Origin of the sequence: Palleronia sp. LCG004, assembly GCF_032931615.1 — a bacterium.
Lineage (GTDB): Bacteria > Pseudomonadota > Alphaproteobacteria > Rhodobacterales > Rhodobacteraceae > Palleronia.
Genome location: NZ_CP136759.1, coordinates 55,236 through 73,129, shown reverse-complemented (window position 1 = coordinate 73,129; position 17,894 = coordinate 55,236). Strand labels below are relative to the sequence as shown.

Sequence of the window (17,894 nt, the reverse complement as noted above, 5' to 3'; positions counted from 1 at the left end):
TTCGTCAGCCCCGCCCGTCGAACCCGATATCGGCCGAGGCGACCGCGACGCTCTTGACCGCGGCATGGGCGACGATGCCGGGGGCGAGGTCCAGCGCCCGCACAGAGCGTTGGGTGATCCGGGCGAGGATCCGCCCCGCCGCCGTTACGAGCACGACGAGCGCGCCGGGCCCGTCGCCGATCCGGATCTCCTCCACCCGGCCCTCGAACACGTTGAGCGCCGAGATCCCGCTCAGGCGATGGCGCGACAGGATGACGTCATGCGCGGCGATGCGGACGCGCAGCCATGTGCCCGTCGGGTGGTCGACACGCGGCAGGAAAAGCGCGATGCCCGAGGCGTCGAGCTCGGTCAGGCCATCGTCATGATGGGCGACGATCCGTGCCCTGACGATGGATCCGACCTCGCGCGGGCCATTCGGCAGCACGCCAGGATTGGACAGGACCTCGCCCGGCGTTCCGTGTTCGATCACGCGGCCGTCCCGCAGCGCCACCACCGTCGTGGCGAGCCGCGCGACCTCGGAGGCGGAATGGCTGACATAGAGGATCGGCACGCGCGCCTCGTCGCGAAGACGCTCGAAATAGGGCAGGATCTCGGCCTTGCGGGCGTCGTCGAGGGCGGCGAGCGGCTCGTCCGCGAGAATGACGCGCGGTGCCGAGAGGAGCGCCCGCCCGAGGGAGACTCGGCTCTTCTCGCCGCCCGACAGCGCGCCCGGCCGCCGGGTCAGCAGATGCCCGATCCCGAGCATCTCGACCACGCGGCCCATTTCCTCGCGGGGTGCGTTCTTCGGGGCGAACCACGCGCCGAAGCGCAGGTTCTGCGAGACGGTCAGGTGCGGGAAAAGGCGCGCCTCCTGAAAGACATAGCCGATCCTGCGGCGATGGGGGGCCAGGCGAATCCCCTTCGCGGTATCGAGCAACGTCTCGCCGCCGATGGCGATCCGCCCCTCGTCCGGTGTCAGAAGCCCCGCGAGCGCCTGCGCGATCGTCGTCTTGCCCGACCCCGACCGCCCGAAGAGCACGGTGACGCCGGGGCCGGATGCGAAATCGACGTCGAGCGTGAAGTCCGAAAAGGCGTGGCGCAGGCGGATCTCGAGCATCAGCGCCCGCCGATCCGGTCTGCTATGCGCCGGCCGACGAGCTCGGAGAGAAAGAGTGCGCCCATCGCCACGACGACCGACACGACCACCAGCCGCAGGGCAGACCCCTCGCCGCCCGGTACCTGCAGGAAGGCATAGATCGCGGTCGGGATGGTGCGCGTCTCGCCGGGGATGTTCGACACGAAGGTGATCGTCGCGCCAAATTCGCCCATGGCCTTGGCGAATGCCAGGATCGCGCCCGCCACGATCCCCGGCAGGACGAGAGGCAGCGTCAGCGTCGCGAAGACCCAGGCGGGCGACGCCCCGAGCGTCGCGCCCGCCTGTTCGAGCTTGGCGTCCACCGCCTCGATCGACAAGCGGATGGCCCGCACCATGAGCGGGAACGCCATGATCGCGGCGGCGAGTGCCGCGCCCGTCCAGCGGAAGGCAAAGACGATGCCGATCTCGGCCAGCCACCCGCCCAGCCATCCGGTCCGACCGAAGGTCAGAAGCAGCAGATAGCCCGTCACCACGGGCGGCAGCACCAGCGGCAGATGGACCAGCCCGTTCAGCAGCTGCTTGCCCGGAAAGCTCCACCGCGCCAGTGCATAGGCCGTGAGGATGCCGAACGGCAGGCTCCCCAGCGTCGCCCAGAACGCCACCTTCAGCGACAGCGCGACCGCGCGCCATTCCTCGGGGCCGAGCCAGTCGGTCATGCCGTCATTCCCCGAGGACGACGAAGCCCTGCCGCTCGAAGGCCGCGCGGGCCTCGGGACCGGACAGGAAATCGAGGAAGCCCGTCGCGGCCGCGCTTTCGCGACCGGCGATCCCGGCGACGGGATAGAGGATCGGCGGATGCGTGCCCTCGGGGAAGGTGCCCACGACGCTCACGCCGTTCTCGGCCGCCGCATCTGTGGCATAGACGATACCGAAGGGGGCCTCTCCGGTCGCGACGAGACGCAGCGCCGTGCGGACGTTGTCGGATTGGGCGACGCGCGTCTCGACATCGTCCCAGAGCCCGAGATCCTCGAGCGCGGCACGGCCGTAGATGCCTGCGGGCACCGCATCGACGAGCGCCATGGCGAGATACCCGTCGCCGAGAAGACCGGCGAGATCCGTTCCGGGACCGAGATCGACCTTCGATGCCCCCTCGCCATGCGCGACGAGGACGATGGAATTGCCGAGGAGGTCCGTGCGCGTTCCTTCCGCCACCAGTCCCGCCTTCTCCACTTCGTCCATCCAGAGCGCATTTGCCGAGATGAACACGTCAGCCGGTGCGCCCGCGAGGATCTGACGCGCCAGCGCCGACGATCCGGCAAGCGAAACGACGAGATCGTGGCCGGTCGCCTCCTCGAACCGGGGCTCGATCTCTTCCATCGCGTTGGTCAGGCTTGCCGCGGCGAAGACCGTCACTTCGTCGGCCAAGGCCGCCGAGATTCCCAGCGCGGCGCAGATACAGGCGATCGCGGCAACGCGGGGACGGCTGACGGGCATGCGGTGCTCTCCGGACTGGGGACTTCCGCCGGAGGTATCGCGAGGCAGGCCTTCGGGATCAAGCGCCGTCTTCGCGCGACACGTCGCGCCGGTGCGGAGGACCGCCCTTCAGGGGCAATCGCGCGACAGCGTCATCACCCATTTGTCGCCGACATTGGCGAGGCCGTAATGCGTCACGGCGGGCAGGAGGATGTTGCGGCGATGACCCGCCGAGCCCATCCAGGCGGACATGACCGACCGCGCATCGTAGGGGCCTTCGGCGATGTTCTCGGCCCCGCCGCCGCAGCCCTGCGCGCGGATCCTGAGCGTATGGGTCGATCCGTCGCTGCCGTGATGCGCAAAGAACCCCCGCCGCGCCATGTCGCTGGCATGCCGACGCGCCGCTGCGTCGAGACGCGAGGATCGCGCGATCGGGGAAAGACCGGCTTGCCGGCGATAGGCGTTCACATCCAGCCCTCCCTTCGGAATCGCGCCCCTCGTCACCACCTTGGCACGATCGAGCTGGACGTGGGCCGGGGCAACGACGCATCCCGCAAGCGCGAGAAGCATGACGACGAGGGCGATGCGGTGCGTCATCCGGCGGCATCCTTGGCAAGTCGGCCGCGATCCGGAACGCGGCCCGTCACCGCCCTTCTGTCACATCCGGTATGAAGACGTCCTTAACCGGCGAGAGATCGCGCGAGATTTCGCTGACGCGCCAGCACGGCACCGAGATCGAGCGTCGCGATCCGGCCGTCATCGACGATGCGACGCCCTTCGACGAAGAGGTCGCGCACCCGCGACGGCCCGGCAAGCAGCAGCGCGGCCGGATCCCACGATCCGGCGGCCTCGACCCCGCGCATGTCCCAGATCGCGATGTCGGCGCGCATTCCCCGCGCGAGGTATCCGCAATCGTCACGCCCCAGGACCTCCGCGCCGCCACGCGTGGCAAGACGCAAGGCCGCACGCGCGGACATGGCATCAGGGCCCGATGCCACCCGCTGCAGCAGCATGGCCTGACGCGCCTCGGCCACGAGATTGCCGAGATCGCTGCTGGCGGAACCGTCGACGCCGAGCCCCACGCGCACGCCTGCCTCGCGCATCGCGCGGACCGGCGCGATCCCCGAGGCGAGACGGCAGTTCGAACAGGGACAATGCGCGACGCCCGTCAGCGACCGCGCGAAGAGGTCGATCTCGTCCGGGTCGAGCTTGACGCAATGCGCGTGCCAGACATCCGGCCCGGTCCAACCCAGATCCTCGGCATATTGTCCGGGGCGGCAGCCGAACCGCTCGAGGCTGTAGGCCACGTCCTCGTCGTTTTCGGCCAGATGGGTATGGAGGCGCACCCCCTTGTCGCGCGCGAGGATCGCAGCGTCGCGCATCAGTTCGCGGCTGACGGAGAAGGGCGAACAGGGGGCCACGCCCACGCGGACCATCGCACCCGGAGCGGGATCGTGATGGGCGTCGATCACGCGAAGGCAATCCTCGAGGATGTCCTGCTCGCGCTCGACAAGGGCATCGGGCGGCAGGCCGCCTGCGCTTTCTCCGATGCTCATCGCGCCGCGGGTGGGATGGAAGCGCAGACCGATCTCGGTCGCCGCCTCGATCGTGTCGTCGAGCCGCGCGCCGTTCGGGAACAGGTAGAGGTGGTCGGAACTGGTCGTGCAGCCCGAAAGCGCCAGTTCGGCGAGCCCAGCCAGCGCCGAGACGCGCATATGCTCGGGGCCCATCCGCGACCAGATCGGATAGAGCGTCTGGAGCCACCCGAAGAGCGCCGCATCCTGCGCGCCGGGCACCGCGCGCGTCATCGTCTGGAAGAGATGGTGATGCGTGTTCACGAGGCCGGGCGTCACGAGGCATCCCCGCGCGTCGAGCGCCTCGGCCCCGTCGGGTGTCAGGTCCTGCCCGATCTCGGCCACGACTCCGTCGCGAAGGCGGAGATCCGCACCGGCAAGCTCGGACCCGTCGTCGTCCATCGTCAGGACGAGGTCGGCCCCGCGAATCAAGACATGCCGGTCCGTCATCGGACCAATACCTCCAGCGCGGCACGGTGGATCGCCGTGTTCGCAGCGGCCAGCACGGTGCCGCCGTCATGGGCCGGGCCGCCGTGCCAATCGGTGACGACGCCGCCCGCTGCCTGGACCACGGCCATCGGCCCCTGGATGTCGTAGGCGTTCAGTCCCGCCTCGATCACGAGGTCGATCTGGCCCAGTGCCAGAAGCCCGTAGGCATAGCAATCGAGACCGTAGCGGGTGAGCATCACGCGGTCGCGCACGGCCTCGAAGGCGTGGCGCTCCGTCTCGGTGCCGATCTCGGGGAAGGTGGTGAAGAGGATCGCGCGGTCGAGCGTCTCGGTCCCGCGCGTGGCGAGAATGCTCCGGCCCGCGGGGCTGTCGAGCCAGGCCTCTCCCGGCCCGCCGAAGAACCGCTCGCCCGTATAGGGCTGGTCGACGAGACCCATGATCGGACCGTCGTCATCGCGAACCGCGACGAGGACCCCCCAGCTCGGCGTCCCGGAGATGTAGGCCCGGGTTCCGTCGATCGGGTCGAGCACCCAGGTCAGGCCGCTCCGGCCGTGCACATTGCCGTATTCCTCGCCCATGATGCCGTCGTCGGGCCGCCGCCGCGCGAGGACCTCGCGCATCGCGCGCTCGGCTGCACGGTCACCTTCTGTAACCGGATCGAAACCGCCGGCGGCCTTGTTCTCGGCCGCAAGCGCAGGCTGACGGAAATATCTCAGCGTCTCGGGCCGCGCCGCATCCGCGAGCGCGAGCGCCGTCTCGCGGAGATCGTCGAGGAGGGCGGCGGAATGCATCGGCATGTGGGCTCCGTTCGAAACGTCGCCCGACCGGCTATCCTCCTGCGCCCCGCCCGGTCAAGGCTTTCAGGCGACGTCGCTCAGAACGCGCGCAAGCTCGAAGAGGCGGCGACGCTGGTTCTCTGGGATCGCGTAATAGGACCGAACGAGCTCGAGCGCTTCCTTGTCGGAGAGAATGTCGGTGTTGCGGTCCCGTCCACCTTGCTCGGCATCGGCGTCGTCCTCGGACAGACCCTCGAAGAAGAATGCGACCGAAACCTCGAGCGCGTCGGCGATATCCCAGAGGCGGGAGGCGCTGACACGGTTCATCCCGGTCTCGTATTTCTGGATCTGCTGGAACTTGATGCCGACACGTTCCGCAAGCTGCTGCTGCGTCATGCCCAACATCCAGCGACGTTGACGAATTCTCTTACCGACATGGACATCTACTGGATGCTTCATCTTCACTACCACCTATCTCACTATGGTTGAAGGTGATGCAGCGGAAACAACCCACCGCGCAACCTGACCAATTGGACAGGTTTTGGGCATCGCCGTATCATCTGGCTGATATTATGCATCTTTTTTTCGCCGAGTCGTTAACCATCTCGTAACCTTAAGGAGAGTGGCAATGATGAGAGCATTCAGAATCACCGATTTCTCGCAGATGCCGTCGGTCGAGGACGTTCCCAGACCCGAACCCGGGCCGAGTCAGGTGCGCGTTCGGATCGCGGCCTGCGCGCTTAATTTCGCGGATCTGCTGATGCTGAAGGGGACGTATCAGGATACGCCACCCCTGCCCTTCTCGCCCGGGATGGAGGTCGCCGGGACGATCGACGCGGTCGGATCCGGTGTGGGGGATCTGGCACAGGGCGCACGCGTGGCGGTCTTTGCCGGGCATGGCGGATTGGCCGAATGGGGCGTGTTCGACGCGGCCCGGGCGCGGATCCTGCCCGAAACGATGCCGTTCGAGGATGCCGCCGCGATCCAGATCGCCCACGGCACCGCCCATCTGGCCCTGTCGCACCGGGCGCGTCTCGCGGCGGGCGAGCGGCTCGTCGTGCTGGGTGCCGCGGGCGGCGTCGGCCTCGCCGCGGTCGAGATCGGCAAGCTGATGGGGGCGGAGGTCGTGGCCGTGGCCCGTGGATCGGACAGGCTCGCCGTTGCGAAGGCTGCCGGTGCCGATCACCTGATCGACGGGCGCGACCCGGATCTGCGCGGCGCACTCAAGGCGCTCGGCGGGGCGGACGTTCTCTTGGATCCGGTCGGCGGAAGCGCCTCCGAGACCGCGATGCGCGCGCTGAGACCCGAAGCGCGGGTGGTCCTCGTAGGCTTTGCCAGCGGCGATGTTCCGAACCTTGCCGCCAATCACCTGCTCGTCAAGAACGTGAGCGTGCTGGGCGTCTACTGGGGCGGATACATGGCCTTCGCGCCCGCGCAGGTTGCGGCATCGCTCGACGCGCTGCTGGCCTGGTATGCGGAGGGGCGTCTGCACCCGCATATCGGCCACCGGCTGCCGCTCGACCGGGTGGCCGAGGGGCTCGACCTCATGGCGGGGCGCGGATCGACGGGCAAGATCGTCATCACGATGGGCTGACAGCTATTCCGCGGCCATGCGCACCGGCGCGCCGAGCCGCGCATAGCTGTCGCGCAGGAGCCCCGCCAGTGCGTCCGACACTTCGGGCCGAAGCGCACCCGAGCGGTAGAGATTGATGTTCTGGTCAGGAAGGGATGGCAACCCTGCCCCGGCCGGAACGCGCGAGACGCCCGCAGGCAGGGTCTGGTCGAGAATGACGTAGACCGCGAGATCGGCCATCACCGATACCTCCGACGCGCGGTCCGAGGCCGAATCGACCATCGAGACCCATTCGATCCCCGCCGCGTCGAGCACGCTGCGCGCGACCGGGCTGAAGATGCAGTTGCGGCAGAAGGCGAACGGCAGCGGCCTCAGCCGGTGCGCGACCCCGCCGATCGCCCCCGCCCAGACGAGCGGAAGCGTCAGCAGAGTTTCGCCCCCCTCGCCCAGCGCGTCCTCGGTGGTCAGGATCGCGTCGCATTCGCCGTTGGCGAACATCTGCTTGAGTGTCCGCGTCGGCAGCGACAGGAGCCTGACCCTCAGCCGGGGATAGAGTTGAGCGAACCCCGCAAGCACGGGCGGGATCGCTGGATAAAGGATGTCATGGGGCGCGCCGAGTACGATCTCGCCCTCGTAGCCGTCATCGGTCAGGCGGGCGATGGCCTCGTCGTTCAGGACCAGCATCCGCCGCGCATAGGAGAGAAGCTGTTCGCCCGTTGGGGTAAGCTGCACGCTGCGCGCGGACCGATCGATCAGCGACAGGCCCAGTGTCTCTTCCAGACGCTTGAGCTGCATCGAGACGGCCGATTGCGTCAGGTTCAGATGACCCGCCGCCCGCGTGACGCCACCCACCTCGGCCACCGTCACGAGGGAACGGAGCGCGGTCAGGTCGAGATTTCGCGCCATATCACCGATCCTTATGCCAAACGTCAGAAATATTCGTTTTCGAAATTATGAGAGCTGGGAGATATTCGCAAGCGTGATTGTTTGCCGCCCATCCATCGTAAAAGGAATTGAAAGATGTCGTCGCATCTGTTGCGCCTCCTGCACCTTCACCGCATCGGACCGTCCCTGCTCCGCCGGTTTGAAGAGATGCGTGCACTCGCTCGACAGCGCCACGACCTCGCGCGGCTCGACGACCATCTTCTCGACGATGTCGGCCTTGCGCGCCCCGAGGCAGCGGCAGAGGCCGCGCGCGTCCCGTGGGATGCGCCCGCGCATTGGCACCGTCCCAACCAACAATCGCGTCAGCAGGTCCGAAAGTCCTTGAACTGCGGTGGATGACCGCAAATATTATGCCCCAGAACGGCCGTGTTCCCGGCCGATGCAATGACCGTTTGGAGGCATTTGATGGCTGAACAACAGACGATCCGCACCGGCGCTGGTGTAAGGTCGGGTACGATCGACGAGGGCTTGCGCGCCCACATGAACAAGGTCTACGGCCTGATGGCCAGTGGCATGGTGATCACCGCGCTCGCAGCCTGGGCCATTTCCGGGCTCGCCGTCGACGATGCCGGCAACGCCACGCAGCTCGGGCAGGCGATCTACGGATCGCCCCTGAAGTGGCTGATCATGTTCGCTCCGCTCATCATGGTCTTTGCCTTCTCGGCGATGATCAACCGCATCTCCGCGGCTGGCGCGCAGCTCTTCTTCTACACGTTCGCCGCCCTGATGGGCCTTTCGCTGAGCTCGATCTTCCTCGTCTATACCGGGTTCTCGATCGTCCAGACCTTCCTCGTGACGGCGATCGCCTTCGCAGGCCTGTCGCTCTGGGGCTACACGACCAAGAAGGACATCTCCGGGTGGGGCAGCTTCCTCATCATGGGCGTGATCGGCCTTGTCGTGGCGTCGATCGTGAACATCTTCTTGGCCTCCCCGGCCGTCATGTTCGCGATCTCGGCGATCGGCGTCCTGCTCTTCGCCGCGCTCACCGCCTACGACACGCAGCAGATCAAGAACGAGTACATCCAGCACGCGCGTACCGCCGATCGCGAATGGCTGGAGAAGTCGGGCATCATGGGCGCGCTGCGTCTCTATCTCGACTTCATCAACCTCTTTATGTTCCTGCTGAGCTTCATGGGCCAGCGCGAGTGATCCACGCCACGGCGTGACGCGTCATCCGACCGCCAGATCCTACGGGTCTGGCGGTTTTTCTTTGTCCGAAGCGCACCGATGCGAAGGCCCGAAAGGCGTTGCGGGGACATTGGCGGACCGCTAGATTTTCCCCTCATCCGAAACGGCGGGACCGCGCGCACCGGACGCGACGCTCCCGCACGACAGGAGATCTTCATGCGCCCGACCCCCCTCCTCCTCGCCGGTCTCGTCTCGCTCGCCCTGCCGGGGGTAATTCTCGCCCAGTCGGATGGCCGCGTGGAGACCAAGCAATACGAGGATGGCGGCGTCTACGAGGGCACGTTCGTGAACGGTCGCCAGCACGGCACCGGCACCTACACCCTTCCCAACGGATACGAATATTCCGGCGAATGGTCCGATGGAGAGGTCGTGGGACAGGGCGTCGCCCGGTTCCCGAACGGATCCGTCTACGAGGGCGAGTTCGCCGAAGGCAAGCCGGACGGCCAGGGGCGCATCACCCTCGCCGATGGCGGCACCTACGAGGGCGACTGGACCGATGGCACGATCAACGGCCAGGGCGTGGCGGTCTATGCCAACGGCACCCGATACGAGGGCGGGTTCCGCAACGCGCGCCATCACGGCATCGGCCGGATGGAGACGAGTTCGGGTTACGTCTATGACGGGGACTGGGTCGACGGCGAGAAGGAGGGCGACGGCACGATCACCTATCCCGGCGGCGCGGTCTACGAGGGCCAGATGGCGGGCGACCTGCGCGAAGGCACCGGTACGCTGCGCATGGCCGACGGCCTCGTCTACGAAGGCGCGTGGAGCGGCGGAGAGATCACCGGCGAGGGAACGCTCACCCACCCCGACGGAGATGTCTATCGCGGTGACTTCGTCTCGGGAGAGCGTCAGGGCGAGGGCCGAAAGGAATACGCGAACGGCGACGTCTACGAAGGCGCGTTCCAGGCCGACCAGCGCGAGGGGCAAGGCACCTTCACACGGCCCGACGGCTATCGTTACGACGGCGGATGGGTCGCGGGCCGCATCGAGGGACAGGGCACCGTCACCTATCCCGATGGGGCCGTCTACGAAGGACAGTTCCGCAACGACCTGCCCGATGGTCAGGGTCGCATAACCTATCCCGACGGCAATACATACGAAGGCGAATGGTCGAATGGCGTGATCGAAGGCGAAGGCATCGCCACCTATGCCAACGGGGCCGTCTACGAGGGAAGCTTCGTCGATGCCCGAAACGAGGGTCAGGGTACGATGACCTTTCCGGGCGGCATGACCTACGAAGGAGCCTGGAGCGAAGGACGACGCGACGGCGAGGGCACGGCGACCTATCCCGACGGAACGGTCTATACTGGCACGTTTTCGGACGGAGAGCCCGACGGCAGCGGCCGCATCGTCTATCCCGACGGCAGCACGTATGTGGGTGAATGGTCCGAGGGCGAGATCGAGGGACAGGGTGTCCTGACCTATGCCAACGGCGACGTCTACGAAGGTGGGTTCGCCGGCGGCCGCCGCGAGGGCGAGGGAACGCTCAGCACCGCGGGGGGTGAGGAACGCTCGGGCGAATGGCAGGCCGGCGCGTTGATCTCTCAGGCTGGCCCGGGCCAGGAGGAGGCACCGGCCTCCGACGATCCGGACGGGGATGAAAGCCCGGCGCAATAGCCTCGATCAACGAATGCACCGGGCCGATCGGGCCGGTCTGATCGGTGCCGCCGCGGCGCATCGCCCCGAAACCGACGTGAGGGGGTTTCCAGACGCCGACCCAGCGCCCAGATGGGAAGGATGCCGCCAAATTTCTACGTCATTCTGGTGAGCATCCTTGGACAGATCAAGACGGGGGGCGCGCATCGCCGGTCCCTCGCCCGCAACCGGAGGCTTCCTCATGCGCCATTCCATCCTCGATCTCTCTCCCGTTCCCGAAGGATCGGATGCGCGTGCCGCGATCGCCAATTCCGTGGCCCTCGCCCGGAAGGCCGAAAGCTGGGGGTATCACCGCTTCTGGCTGGCCGAGCATCACAACATGGAAGGCATCGCGAGCGCCGCGACGAGCGTGCTGATCGGCCATATCGCAAGCGCCACTTCGCGCATCCGGGTAGGTGCGGGCGGCATCATGCTGCCGAACCACGCGCCGCTCGCCATCGCCGAGCAGTTCGGAACGCTCGCCACGATCCACGGCGACCGGATCGATCTGGGCCTCGGGCGCGCACCGGGCGGCGACATGGCGGTGATGCGGGCCTTCCGCCGCGACGGAAGCGAGGATTTCCCGCGCGACGTGATGGCGCTGCAGGCCTATTTCGGAGACGCGAACCCCGCCGCACAGGTCCGCGCCGTGCCGGGTGAAGGCACGCATGTCCCGATCTGGATCCTCGGCTCGTCGCTCTACGGTGCGCAGCTTGCCGCGCATCTGGGCCTGCCCTATGCCTTCGCGTCGCATTTCGCGCCCGACGCGCTCGACCAGGCGCGTGACATCTACCGCACGCGGTTCCAGCCGTCAGAGACGCTCGAGAAGCCATACTTCATGCTCGCGGCCAACGTCTTCGCCGCCGAAGAGGAGCGCGAGGCGCTGCGCCTCAGGACCTCGATGCAGCAGGCCTTCGCGCGGCTCAGGACGGGCCAGCCGGGCAAGTTGCCGCGCCCGGTCGACGATATCGACGCAGCCATCGGTCCCGAGATCCGGCGCGGCGTCGATCACGCCCTGCGGGTGACGGCGGTGGGCGACCCGGCGCAGGTGCGCGCGCAGCTTTCGGCCATGATCGCCGAGCACGCGCCGGACGAGATGATCCTGACCGGCCAGATCCACGATCCGGTCGCGCGCGAACGCTCGTTCGAGATCGCGGCCGAGGTCATGTCGGACCTGTCGCGGCGACAGGCGGCCTGACCCTCAGACGGGCGCGCCCTGGGCCATGCGATTGAGGAATGTCTCGGCCTCGTCGAGGATCCGGGCGCGCTTGTCCTCGTCCATCCGGTCCCAGGTCGCGTACATCTGCGCCATGCGCGGATTGCCCTCGAACCGCTCGCGGTGCCGCTCCATGAAGGCCCAGTAGAGCAGGTTGAAGGGACAGGCCCCCTCGCCCACCTTGGTCTTTACCGAATAGGCGCAGTCACCGCAGTAATCCGACATCTTGTCGATGTAGTTGCCGGACGAGACATAGGGCTTGGACCCCACGACCCCGCCATCGGCGAACTGGCTCATGCCGATGACGTTGGCGCTCATCACCCATTCGTAGGCGTCGGCATAGACGCTCATGTACCAGTGCTGCACCTCCTGCGGCGAGATGCCTGCGAGAAGCGCGAAGTTGCCCGTCACCATCAACCGCTGGATGTGATGGGCATAGGCCTCGGATTTCGTCTGCGCGACGGTATGAGAGATGCAGGCCATTCGCGTCTCGTCGCCCCAGTAGAAGCCCGGAAGCGAACGGGTATGGCCGAGTTCGTTGCGGTCGGCATAGTCCGGCCCCTCGCGGAAATAGATGCCGCGCATGTATTCGCGCCAGCCGATGATCTGGCGGATGAACCCCTCGACCGCGTTGATGGGGGCATCGCCCTTCTCGTAGGCTTCCTCGGCCGCGCGGCAGATCTCCATGGGCGAGAGCAGCCCCGCGTTGAGATAGAGCGACAGGACCCCGTGATAGAGAAAGCTGTCTTTCGCCAGCATCGCATCCTGATAATCGCCGAATTTCGGCAACGCGCCCCTGATGAAATGGGCGAGGGCGCGGCGCGCCTGCCCCTGGTCGGTCGCGAACCAGAAGGGCCGCAGATCGCCGAAATTGTTGCCGAAGCGCCGCTCGACGAGGTCGAGCACCTCTCCCACGACCTCGTCGGGGGTGAACTGCATCGGGCCGCCGAACTCGACCGCGTCGGGGGCGGGTTTGCGGTTGTCGTGATCGAAGTTCCACTTGCCGCCCGCGGGCTCTTCGCCATCCATCAGAAGGCCGGTCTTGCGCCGCATGTCACGATAGAACCACTCCATTCGCAACTCCTTGCGCCCGTCGGCCCACGTGTCGAATTCGGAATGGGAGGCGATGAAACGGTCGTCGGAAAGTTGCGTGACCTTCAGCGGGCAATCGTTCAGCGCCTCGATCAAACGCCATTCGCCGGGCTCGGTCGCGATGACTTCGGACGCACCGTGCTCTTCGGCGCGGCGCAGAAGCTCTCCGGTGATCGACCCGGTATTCTCCTCGTCGTCGAGCGAGGTATAGGCGACGTTCCGGCCATCCTCGCGCAGGCGGGCCGCGAACTTGCGCATCGCGGCGAAGAGGAACGCGATCTTCTTGGGATGATGGGGGACGTAGCTTGCCTCGTCGCCGACTTCGGCCATGACGACGACATCGTCCTGTCCGGCCTCCCGCAGCGCGGAAAGGTCTTCACTCAGCTGGTCGCCGAGGACGAGGATCAGACGGCTCACCATGGGATCTCCTTCGCGGCATAGTCGAAGAAACCACCCGACTGCGCGGGCGATAGTCCCTCGATCACGTCGATCAGGCGCGCGGCGGCCTCGAGTGGCGTAACCTTGTCGTGATCGGGGTAATCTTCGGTGAATTCGGTCGCGACGGTGCCGGGATGCAGGCACGCGACGATCGCCTCCCTGCGGCTGCGGCCGATCTCGACCGCGGCACCGTGCATCAGCGCGTTGAGCGCGGCCTTGGACGTCCGGTAGGAATACCAGCCGCCGAGCCCGTTATCCCCGATCGACCCCACACGTGCGGACAAGGCCGCAAACACGAAGCGCCCCTTGCGCGGGATGCGGCGCTTCCAGTGCTTGAGAACCAGGGCGGGCCCGATGGCATTGAGCGAGACCTGCGCCAGGATCTCATCGGCCCCCAGATCGGAAAGCGACTTCTCGGGCGCGTCCCGCGTCGAGGTCAGCGCGCCCGTGGCCACGAAGACGAGGTCGAAATCGTCGTCGAGCGGTTTCAGAGCGGCCTCGATCGACGCCTCGTCGGTGATGTCGAACCCGTCCTCGGCCCGCGACAGCGTCACGACCTCGACATCGCGGCCCCTCAGCTCCTCCGCGACGGCGCGGCCGATGCCACCCGATGCACCGATCACAAGCGCCTTCTTCATCCGGTCATTCCCGATAGATCATCTTTCGCGTCATGCCGCCGTCGAGAGTCAGGATCTGACCCGTCACGAAACCGGCATCGGCAAGGTAGCTGACGGCCTCGGCGATGTCCTGCGGCATGCCCGCACGGCCCGCCGGATGCTGGGCGTGGTCGTCGGGGTCGAGCGCGTCGGGATCGCCGGTGACGATCCAGCCGGGTGCGATGCCGTTCACGCGGATCTCGGGCCCGAGCGAGATCGCCATCGCATGGGTCAGCGCCACGATGCCGCCCTTGGTGGCGGCATAGGCCTCGGTTTCGGGTTCCGACATGAAGGCACGGGTCGACGACATCGTCACGATGCTTCCCTGCGACGCGCGCAGGAGCGGAATGGCATATTTCGACATCAGGAACGTGCCGGTCAGGTTCGTGCCGATCCAGGCGTTCCAATCCGACAGGTCGAGATCCTCGATCGCGCCGTTCACGGGGCTGGCGATGCCCGCATTGCACACGAGGAGATCGAGCCGGTCGAGCCCGCCAACCGCTTCGCGCACCTCGTCCTCGGCGCTCACATCGGCGGCGATGGTCGTCAGATCCGCCCGGTCCTCGAGTTCGGAAAGCGCACTTCGATCCCGGTCGAGCGCGGCGACGCGCCACCCTGTGGCGAGCAGGTGATCCACGATGCCCCGCCCGATCCCGTTCGCGCCGCCCGTGACCAGCGCCTGTCGTTTTTCATCAGCCATGCGATTTAAGCTAGCTGCGCTGCACGTCGCGTCAAACGAGGGGTTTTCATTTGCCGAATCGCGGCTATTGTCGGTGCCATGAAAACGCGCATCCTCCATAACGACCCGCGCGGTCTGATGCTTCTTCTCCTTACGCGCCTCTGAGCGTGCCTTCTCGGCGCGACCGCTCAGGGGTGGACCAGCGCCGAAGGATCGAAGGACAAGCAACAGACAGGAAAGACCCCACGCCATGACCAATCAGGATCTGCAGAAGGCCGATGACGGCCGGGTATTGATCTTCGACACGACGCTGCGCGACGGAGAGCAATCGCCCGGTGCCACGATGAGCCACCGCGAAAAGCTCGAACTGGCCGAAATGCTCGACGAAATGGGCGTCGACATCATCGAAGCGGGCTTTCCGATCGCCTCCGAAGGCGATTTCGCCGCGGTGAAGGCCATTGCCGAGCGGACGAAGCGGGCCACGATCTGCGGCCTCGCGCGAGCCAATATCAAGGATATCGACCGCGCCTGGGAGGCCGTGAAACCCGCGGCATCCCCGCGCATCCACACCTTCATCGGCACCTCGCCGCTGCACCGTGCGATCCCGAATCTCGACCAGGACCAGATGGCCGAGCGCATCCACGAGACAGTGACCCATGCGCGCAACCTCTGCGACAACGTGCAATGGTCCCCGATGGACGCGACGCGCACCGAATGGGACTTTCTCAAGCGCACCGTCGAGATTGCGATCAAGGCCGGTGCCACCACGATCAACATCCCCGATACGGTCGGCTACACCGCACCCGTCGAGAGCGCCGATCTGATCCGCCGCCTCATCGCCGAGGTCGAGGGCGGCGAGGACGTGATCTTCGCCACGCATTGCCACAACGACCTCGGCATGGCGACGGCCAACAGCCTTGCCGCCGTTGCCGGTGGCGCGCGCCAGATCGAATGCACGATCAACGGTCTCGGAGAGCGGGCCGGCAACACCGCCCTCGAGGAGGTGGTGATGGCGCTGAAGGTCCGCAACGACATCATGCCATGGTCCACCGGCGTCGATTCCACGCGGCTGATGGCGATCTCACGCCGCGTCTCGACGATCAGCGGCTTTCCCGTGCAGTTCAACAAGGCGATCGTCGGCAAGAACGCCTTCGCGCACGAGTCGGGCATCCATCAGGATGGCATGCTGAAGAACGCCGAGACCTTCGAGATCATGCGCCCCGCCGATGTGGGTCTGAAGGAGACCTCGCTCGTCATGGGCAAGCATTCGGGGCGCGCCGCGCTCCGCTCCAAGCTCAAGGAGCTGGGCTTCGACGTGGCCGACAACCAGCTCGGCGACATCTTCGTCCGCTTCAAGGAGCTCGCCGATCGCAAGAAGGAAGTTTACGACGAGGATATCGAGGCGCTCGTCCGCGCGCAGGGTGCCGGCGAAGAGGCCGTGCAGCTCAAGTTCCTGCGTGTCATCTGCGGCACCGAGGCCCCCCAATCGGCGGACATGACGCTGAGGATCGACGGCGAGGACCGGCAGGTCACGGCCCAGGGGGACGGACCGGTCGATGCAGCCTTCAACGCGGTCAAGTCCCTTGTCCCGCACGAGGCGCAGCTTCAGCTTTATCAGGTTCATGCCGTTACCGAAGGCACCGACGCACAGGCGACCGTCACCGTCCGGATGGAGGAAGACGGACGCATCGTGACCGGCCAGTCCGCCGATACAGATACCGTCGTGGCAAGCGCGCGCGCCTATATCGCGGCGCTGAACCGCCTTCTGGTCAAGCGTCGCACCACCGAAGCCGGGAGCGATACCAAGGCCGTCAGCTACAAGGACGCGGGCTGAGCGATCGCTCAGTCCCCATGTGCGGAGGTTTCGCCGCGAAACCTCCGCCGCGGGATCGGCTCCGGCGGGTGCGATCCCGGCAGAATTACGCCGCCACCCCCCGGCAGCGCCCTTTCGCCTGAACTGAGCAATCCTTATAAGGCCCGAACGCGGGCCGTCGGGTCGACTCGACCCGTCGCTGTCGCGCCACGCGATTGGGGACGCATGAGATGAGCAGTTTGACCGGGATCTTCTCCTCGGACATGGCGATAGACTTGGGGACCGCCAATACTTTAGTCTACGTCAAGGGACGCGGTATCGTACTGAACGAACCGTCGGTCGTGGCGTTCCACGTGCGCGACGGGCGCAAGCAGGTTCTCGCCGTCGGCGAGGACGCGAAGCTCATGCTGGGCCGCACGCCCGGCTCGATCCAGGCGATCCGGCCGATGCGCGAAGGCGTGATTGCCGATTTCGACGTCGCCGAGGACATGATCAAGCACTTCATCCGCAAGGTCCACAAGCGGACGACCTTCTCGAAGCCCAAGATCATCGTTTGCGTCCCGCACGGTGCCACGCCCGTGGAAAAGCGTGCGATAAGGCAATCGGTGATCAGCGCGGGCGCGCGCAAGGCGGGCCTCATCGCCGAGCCAATCGCGGCCGCCATCGGATCGGGCATGCCGATCACAGACCCGACCGGCTCCATGGTCGTGGATGTGGGCGGCGGGACGACCGAGGTCGCGGTTCTGAGCCTTGGCGACATCGTCTATGCGCGCAGCGTGCGCGTGGGCGGCGATCGCATGGACGAGGCGATCATCAGCTACCTGCGCCGCCAGCACAACCTGCTGATCGGCGAGGCCACGGCCGAACGCATCAAGACCTCCATCGGCACGAGCCGCATGCCCGATGACGGCCGTGGCGCATCGCTGCAGATCCGCGGCCGCGATCTTCTGAACGGCGTGCCGAAAGAGACCGAGATCAACCAGGCGCAGGTCGCCGAGGCACTGGCCGAGCCCGTGCAGGCCATCTGCGAGGCCGTGATGATCGCGCTCGAGGCGACGCCGCCGGATCTCGCCGCGGACATCGTCGATCGCGGCGTCATGCTCACGGGGGGTGGCGCGCTTCTGGGCGAGCTCGACCTCGCGCTGCGCGAGCAGACGGGTCTTGCCGTGTCGATCGCGGACGAGGCACTGAATTGTGTTGCCGTCGGCACCGGCAAGGCGCTGGAATACGAAAAACAGCTCAGGCATGTGATAGACTACGACAGCTGAACCTTGAACGCCTTGGCGGAAAGGCCGGGGTCGAAGGGGC

Annotated in this window: 18 protein-coding genes; 7 read left to right on the top strand and 11 right to left on the bottom strand. The window is 66.6% G+C overall.

Going from position 1 to position 17,894, the window contains the following annotated elements; all coding sequences use genetic code 11:
- Positions 1–4: 4 nt before the first annotated feature.
- The 7 genes from modC to RVY76_RS00285 form a co-directional block, all read right to left on the bottom strand.
- Positions 5–1,096, bottom strand: a complete 1,092-nt coding sequence (gene modC, locus RVY76_RS00315; protein ID WP_317375008.1) for a molybdenum ABC transporter ATP-binding protein — start codon at positions 1,094–1,096, stop codon at positions 5–7.
- Complete coding sequence (gene modB, locus RVY76_RS00310) at positions 1,096–1,791, bottom strand: molybdate ABC transporter permease subunit (RefSeq protein WP_317375006.1); 696 nt, start codon at positions 1,789–1,791, stop codon at positions 1,096–1,098. The genes modC and modB overlap by 1 nt, the downstream gene beginning before the upstream one ends.
- A 4-nt stretch (positions 1,792–1,795) precedes the next feature.
- A complete protein-coding gene (gene modA, locus RVY76_RS00305; RefSeq protein ID WP_317375004.1) occupies positions 1,796–2,569 on the bottom strand; it encodes a molybdate ABC transporter substrate-binding protein in 774 nt (257 codons plus the stop codon).
- 108 nt (positions 2,570–2,677) lie between these two features.
- The gene (locus tag RVY76_RS00300) at positions 2,678–3,145 is read right to left on the bottom strand and encodes a CAP domain-containing protein (protein ID WP_317375003.1); all 468 of its coding nucleotides are present in this window, start codon (positions 3,143–3,145) and stop codon (positions 2,678–2,680) included.
- A gap of 83 nt (positions 3,146–3,228) precedes the next feature.
- Complete coding sequence (locus tag RVY76_RS00295; RefSeq protein WP_317375001.1) at positions 3,229–4,572, bottom strand: 8-oxoguanine deaminase; 1,344 nt, start codon at positions 4,570–4,572, stop codon at positions 3,229–3,231.
- Complete coding sequence (locus tag RVY76_RS00290) at positions 4,569–5,369, bottom strand: inositol monophosphatase family protein (RefSeq protein ID WP_317374999.1); 801 nt, start codon at positions 5,367–5,369, stop codon at positions 4,569–4,571. The genes RVY76_RS00295 and RVY76_RS00290 overlap by 4 nt, the downstream gene beginning before the upstream one ends.
- Positions 5,370–5,432: 63 nt before the next feature.
- Positions 5,433–5,807: a helix-turn-helix transcriptional regulator gene (locus tag RVY76_RS00285; RefSeq protein WP_317374997.1), complete on the bottom strand. Its 375-nt coding sequence runs from the start codon at positions 5,805–5,807 to the stop codon at positions 5,433–5,435.
- Positions 5,808–5,979: 172 nt separating this feature from the next.
- On the opposite strand from RVY76_RS00285, the gene RVY76_RS00280 reads away from it, so the two are divergent.
- Positions 5,980–6,942 (top strand): NADPH:quinone oxidoreductase family protein, encoded by a 963-nt coding sequence (locus RVY76_RS00280; RefSeq protein WP_317376683.1) that lies wholly within the window; start codon positions 5,980–5,982, stop codon positions 6,940–6,942.
- A gap of 3 nt (positions 6,943–6,945) precedes the next feature.
- Here RVY76_RS00280 and RVY76_RS00275 read toward each other — a convergent pair whose 3' ends face one another.
- Positions 6,946–7,827 (bottom strand): LysR family transcriptional regulator, encoded by an 882-nt coding sequence (locus RVY76_RS00275; protein ID WP_317374996.1) that lies wholly within the window; start codon positions 7,825–7,827, stop codon positions 6,946–6,948.
- A 114-nt stretch (positions 7,828–7,941) separates the two neighbouring features.
- Between RVY76_RS00275 and RVY76_RS00270 the strand changes: the two genes are divergently transcribed.
- From RVY76_RS00270 to RVY76_RS00255, 4 genes are all read left to right on the top strand, one after another.
- The gene (locus tag RVY76_RS00270) at positions 7,942–8,205 is read left to right on the top strand and encodes a DUF1127 domain-containing protein (protein WP_317374995.1); all 264 of its coding nucleotides are present in this window, start codon (positions 7,942–7,944) and stop codon (positions 8,203–8,205) included.
- Between the two features lie 66 nt (positions 8,206–8,271).
- Positions 8,272–9,015 (top strand): Bax inhibitor-1/YccA family protein, encoded by a 744-nt coding sequence (locus tag RVY76_RS00265; RefSeq protein WP_317374994.1) that lies wholly within the window; start codon positions 8,272–8,274, stop codon positions 9,013–9,015.
- Between the two features lie 195 nt (positions 9,016–9,210).
- Positions 9,211–10,674, top strand: a complete 1,464-nt coding sequence (locus RVY76_RS00260; protein ID WP_317374993.1) for a 2-isopropylmalate synthase — start codon at positions 9,211–9,213, stop codon at positions 10,672–10,674.
- A gap of 220 nt (positions 10,675–10,894) precedes the next feature.
- Positions 10,895–11,890: an LLM class flavin-dependent oxidoreductase gene (locus tag RVY76_RS00255; protein ID WP_317374991.1), complete on the top strand. Its 996-nt coding sequence runs from the start codon at positions 10,895–10,897 to the stop codon at positions 11,888–11,890.
- Between the two features lie 3 nt (positions 11,891–11,893).
- On the opposite strand, the gene RVY76_RS00250 is transcribed toward RVY76_RS00255, so the two are convergent.
- The 3 genes from RVY76_RS00250 to RVY76_RS00240 are packed head-to-tail and all read right to left on the bottom strand — an operon-like array spanning position 11,894 to position 14,794.
- The gene (locus tag RVY76_RS00250; RefSeq protein ID WP_317374989.1) at positions 11,894–13,420 is read right to left on the bottom strand and encodes a cryptochrome/photolyase family protein; all 1,527 of its coding nucleotides are present in this window, start codon (positions 13,418–13,420) and stop codon (positions 11,894–11,896) included.
- Entirely contained in the window at positions 13,414–14,076 is a 663-nt protein-coding gene (locus RVY76_RS00245) for an SDR family NAD(P)-dependent oxidoreductase (protein ID WP_317374988.1), read from the bottom strand. Before RVY76_RS00245 ends, RVY76_RS00250 begins: the two co-directional genes overlap by 7 nt.
- Before the next feature lie 4 nt (positions 14,077–14,080).
- Positions 14,081–14,794, bottom strand: coding sequence for an SDR family oxidoreductase (locus tag RVY76_RS00240; protein WP_317374987.1), 714 nt, complete (start codon positions 14,792–14,794; stop codon positions 14,081–14,083).
- Positions 14,795–15,023: 229 nt separating this feature from the next.
- On the opposite strand from RVY76_RS00240, the gene RVY76_RS00235 reads away from it, so the two are divergent.
- Both RVY76_RS00235 and RVY76_RS00230 read left to right on the top strand, forming a co-directional pair.
- Complete coding sequence (locus RVY76_RS00235) at positions 15,024–16,607, top strand: 2-isopropylmalate synthase (RefSeq protein WP_317374986.1); 1,584 nt, start codon at positions 15,024–15,026, stop codon at positions 16,605–16,607.
- Positions 16,608–16,816: 209 nt separating this feature from the next.
- Positions 16,817–17,854, top strand: coding sequence for a rod shape-determining protein (locus RVY76_RS00230; protein WP_317374985.1), 1,038 nt, complete (start codon positions 16,817–16,819; stop codon positions 17,852–17,854).
- Positions 17,855–17,894 lie beyond the last annotated feature (40 nt).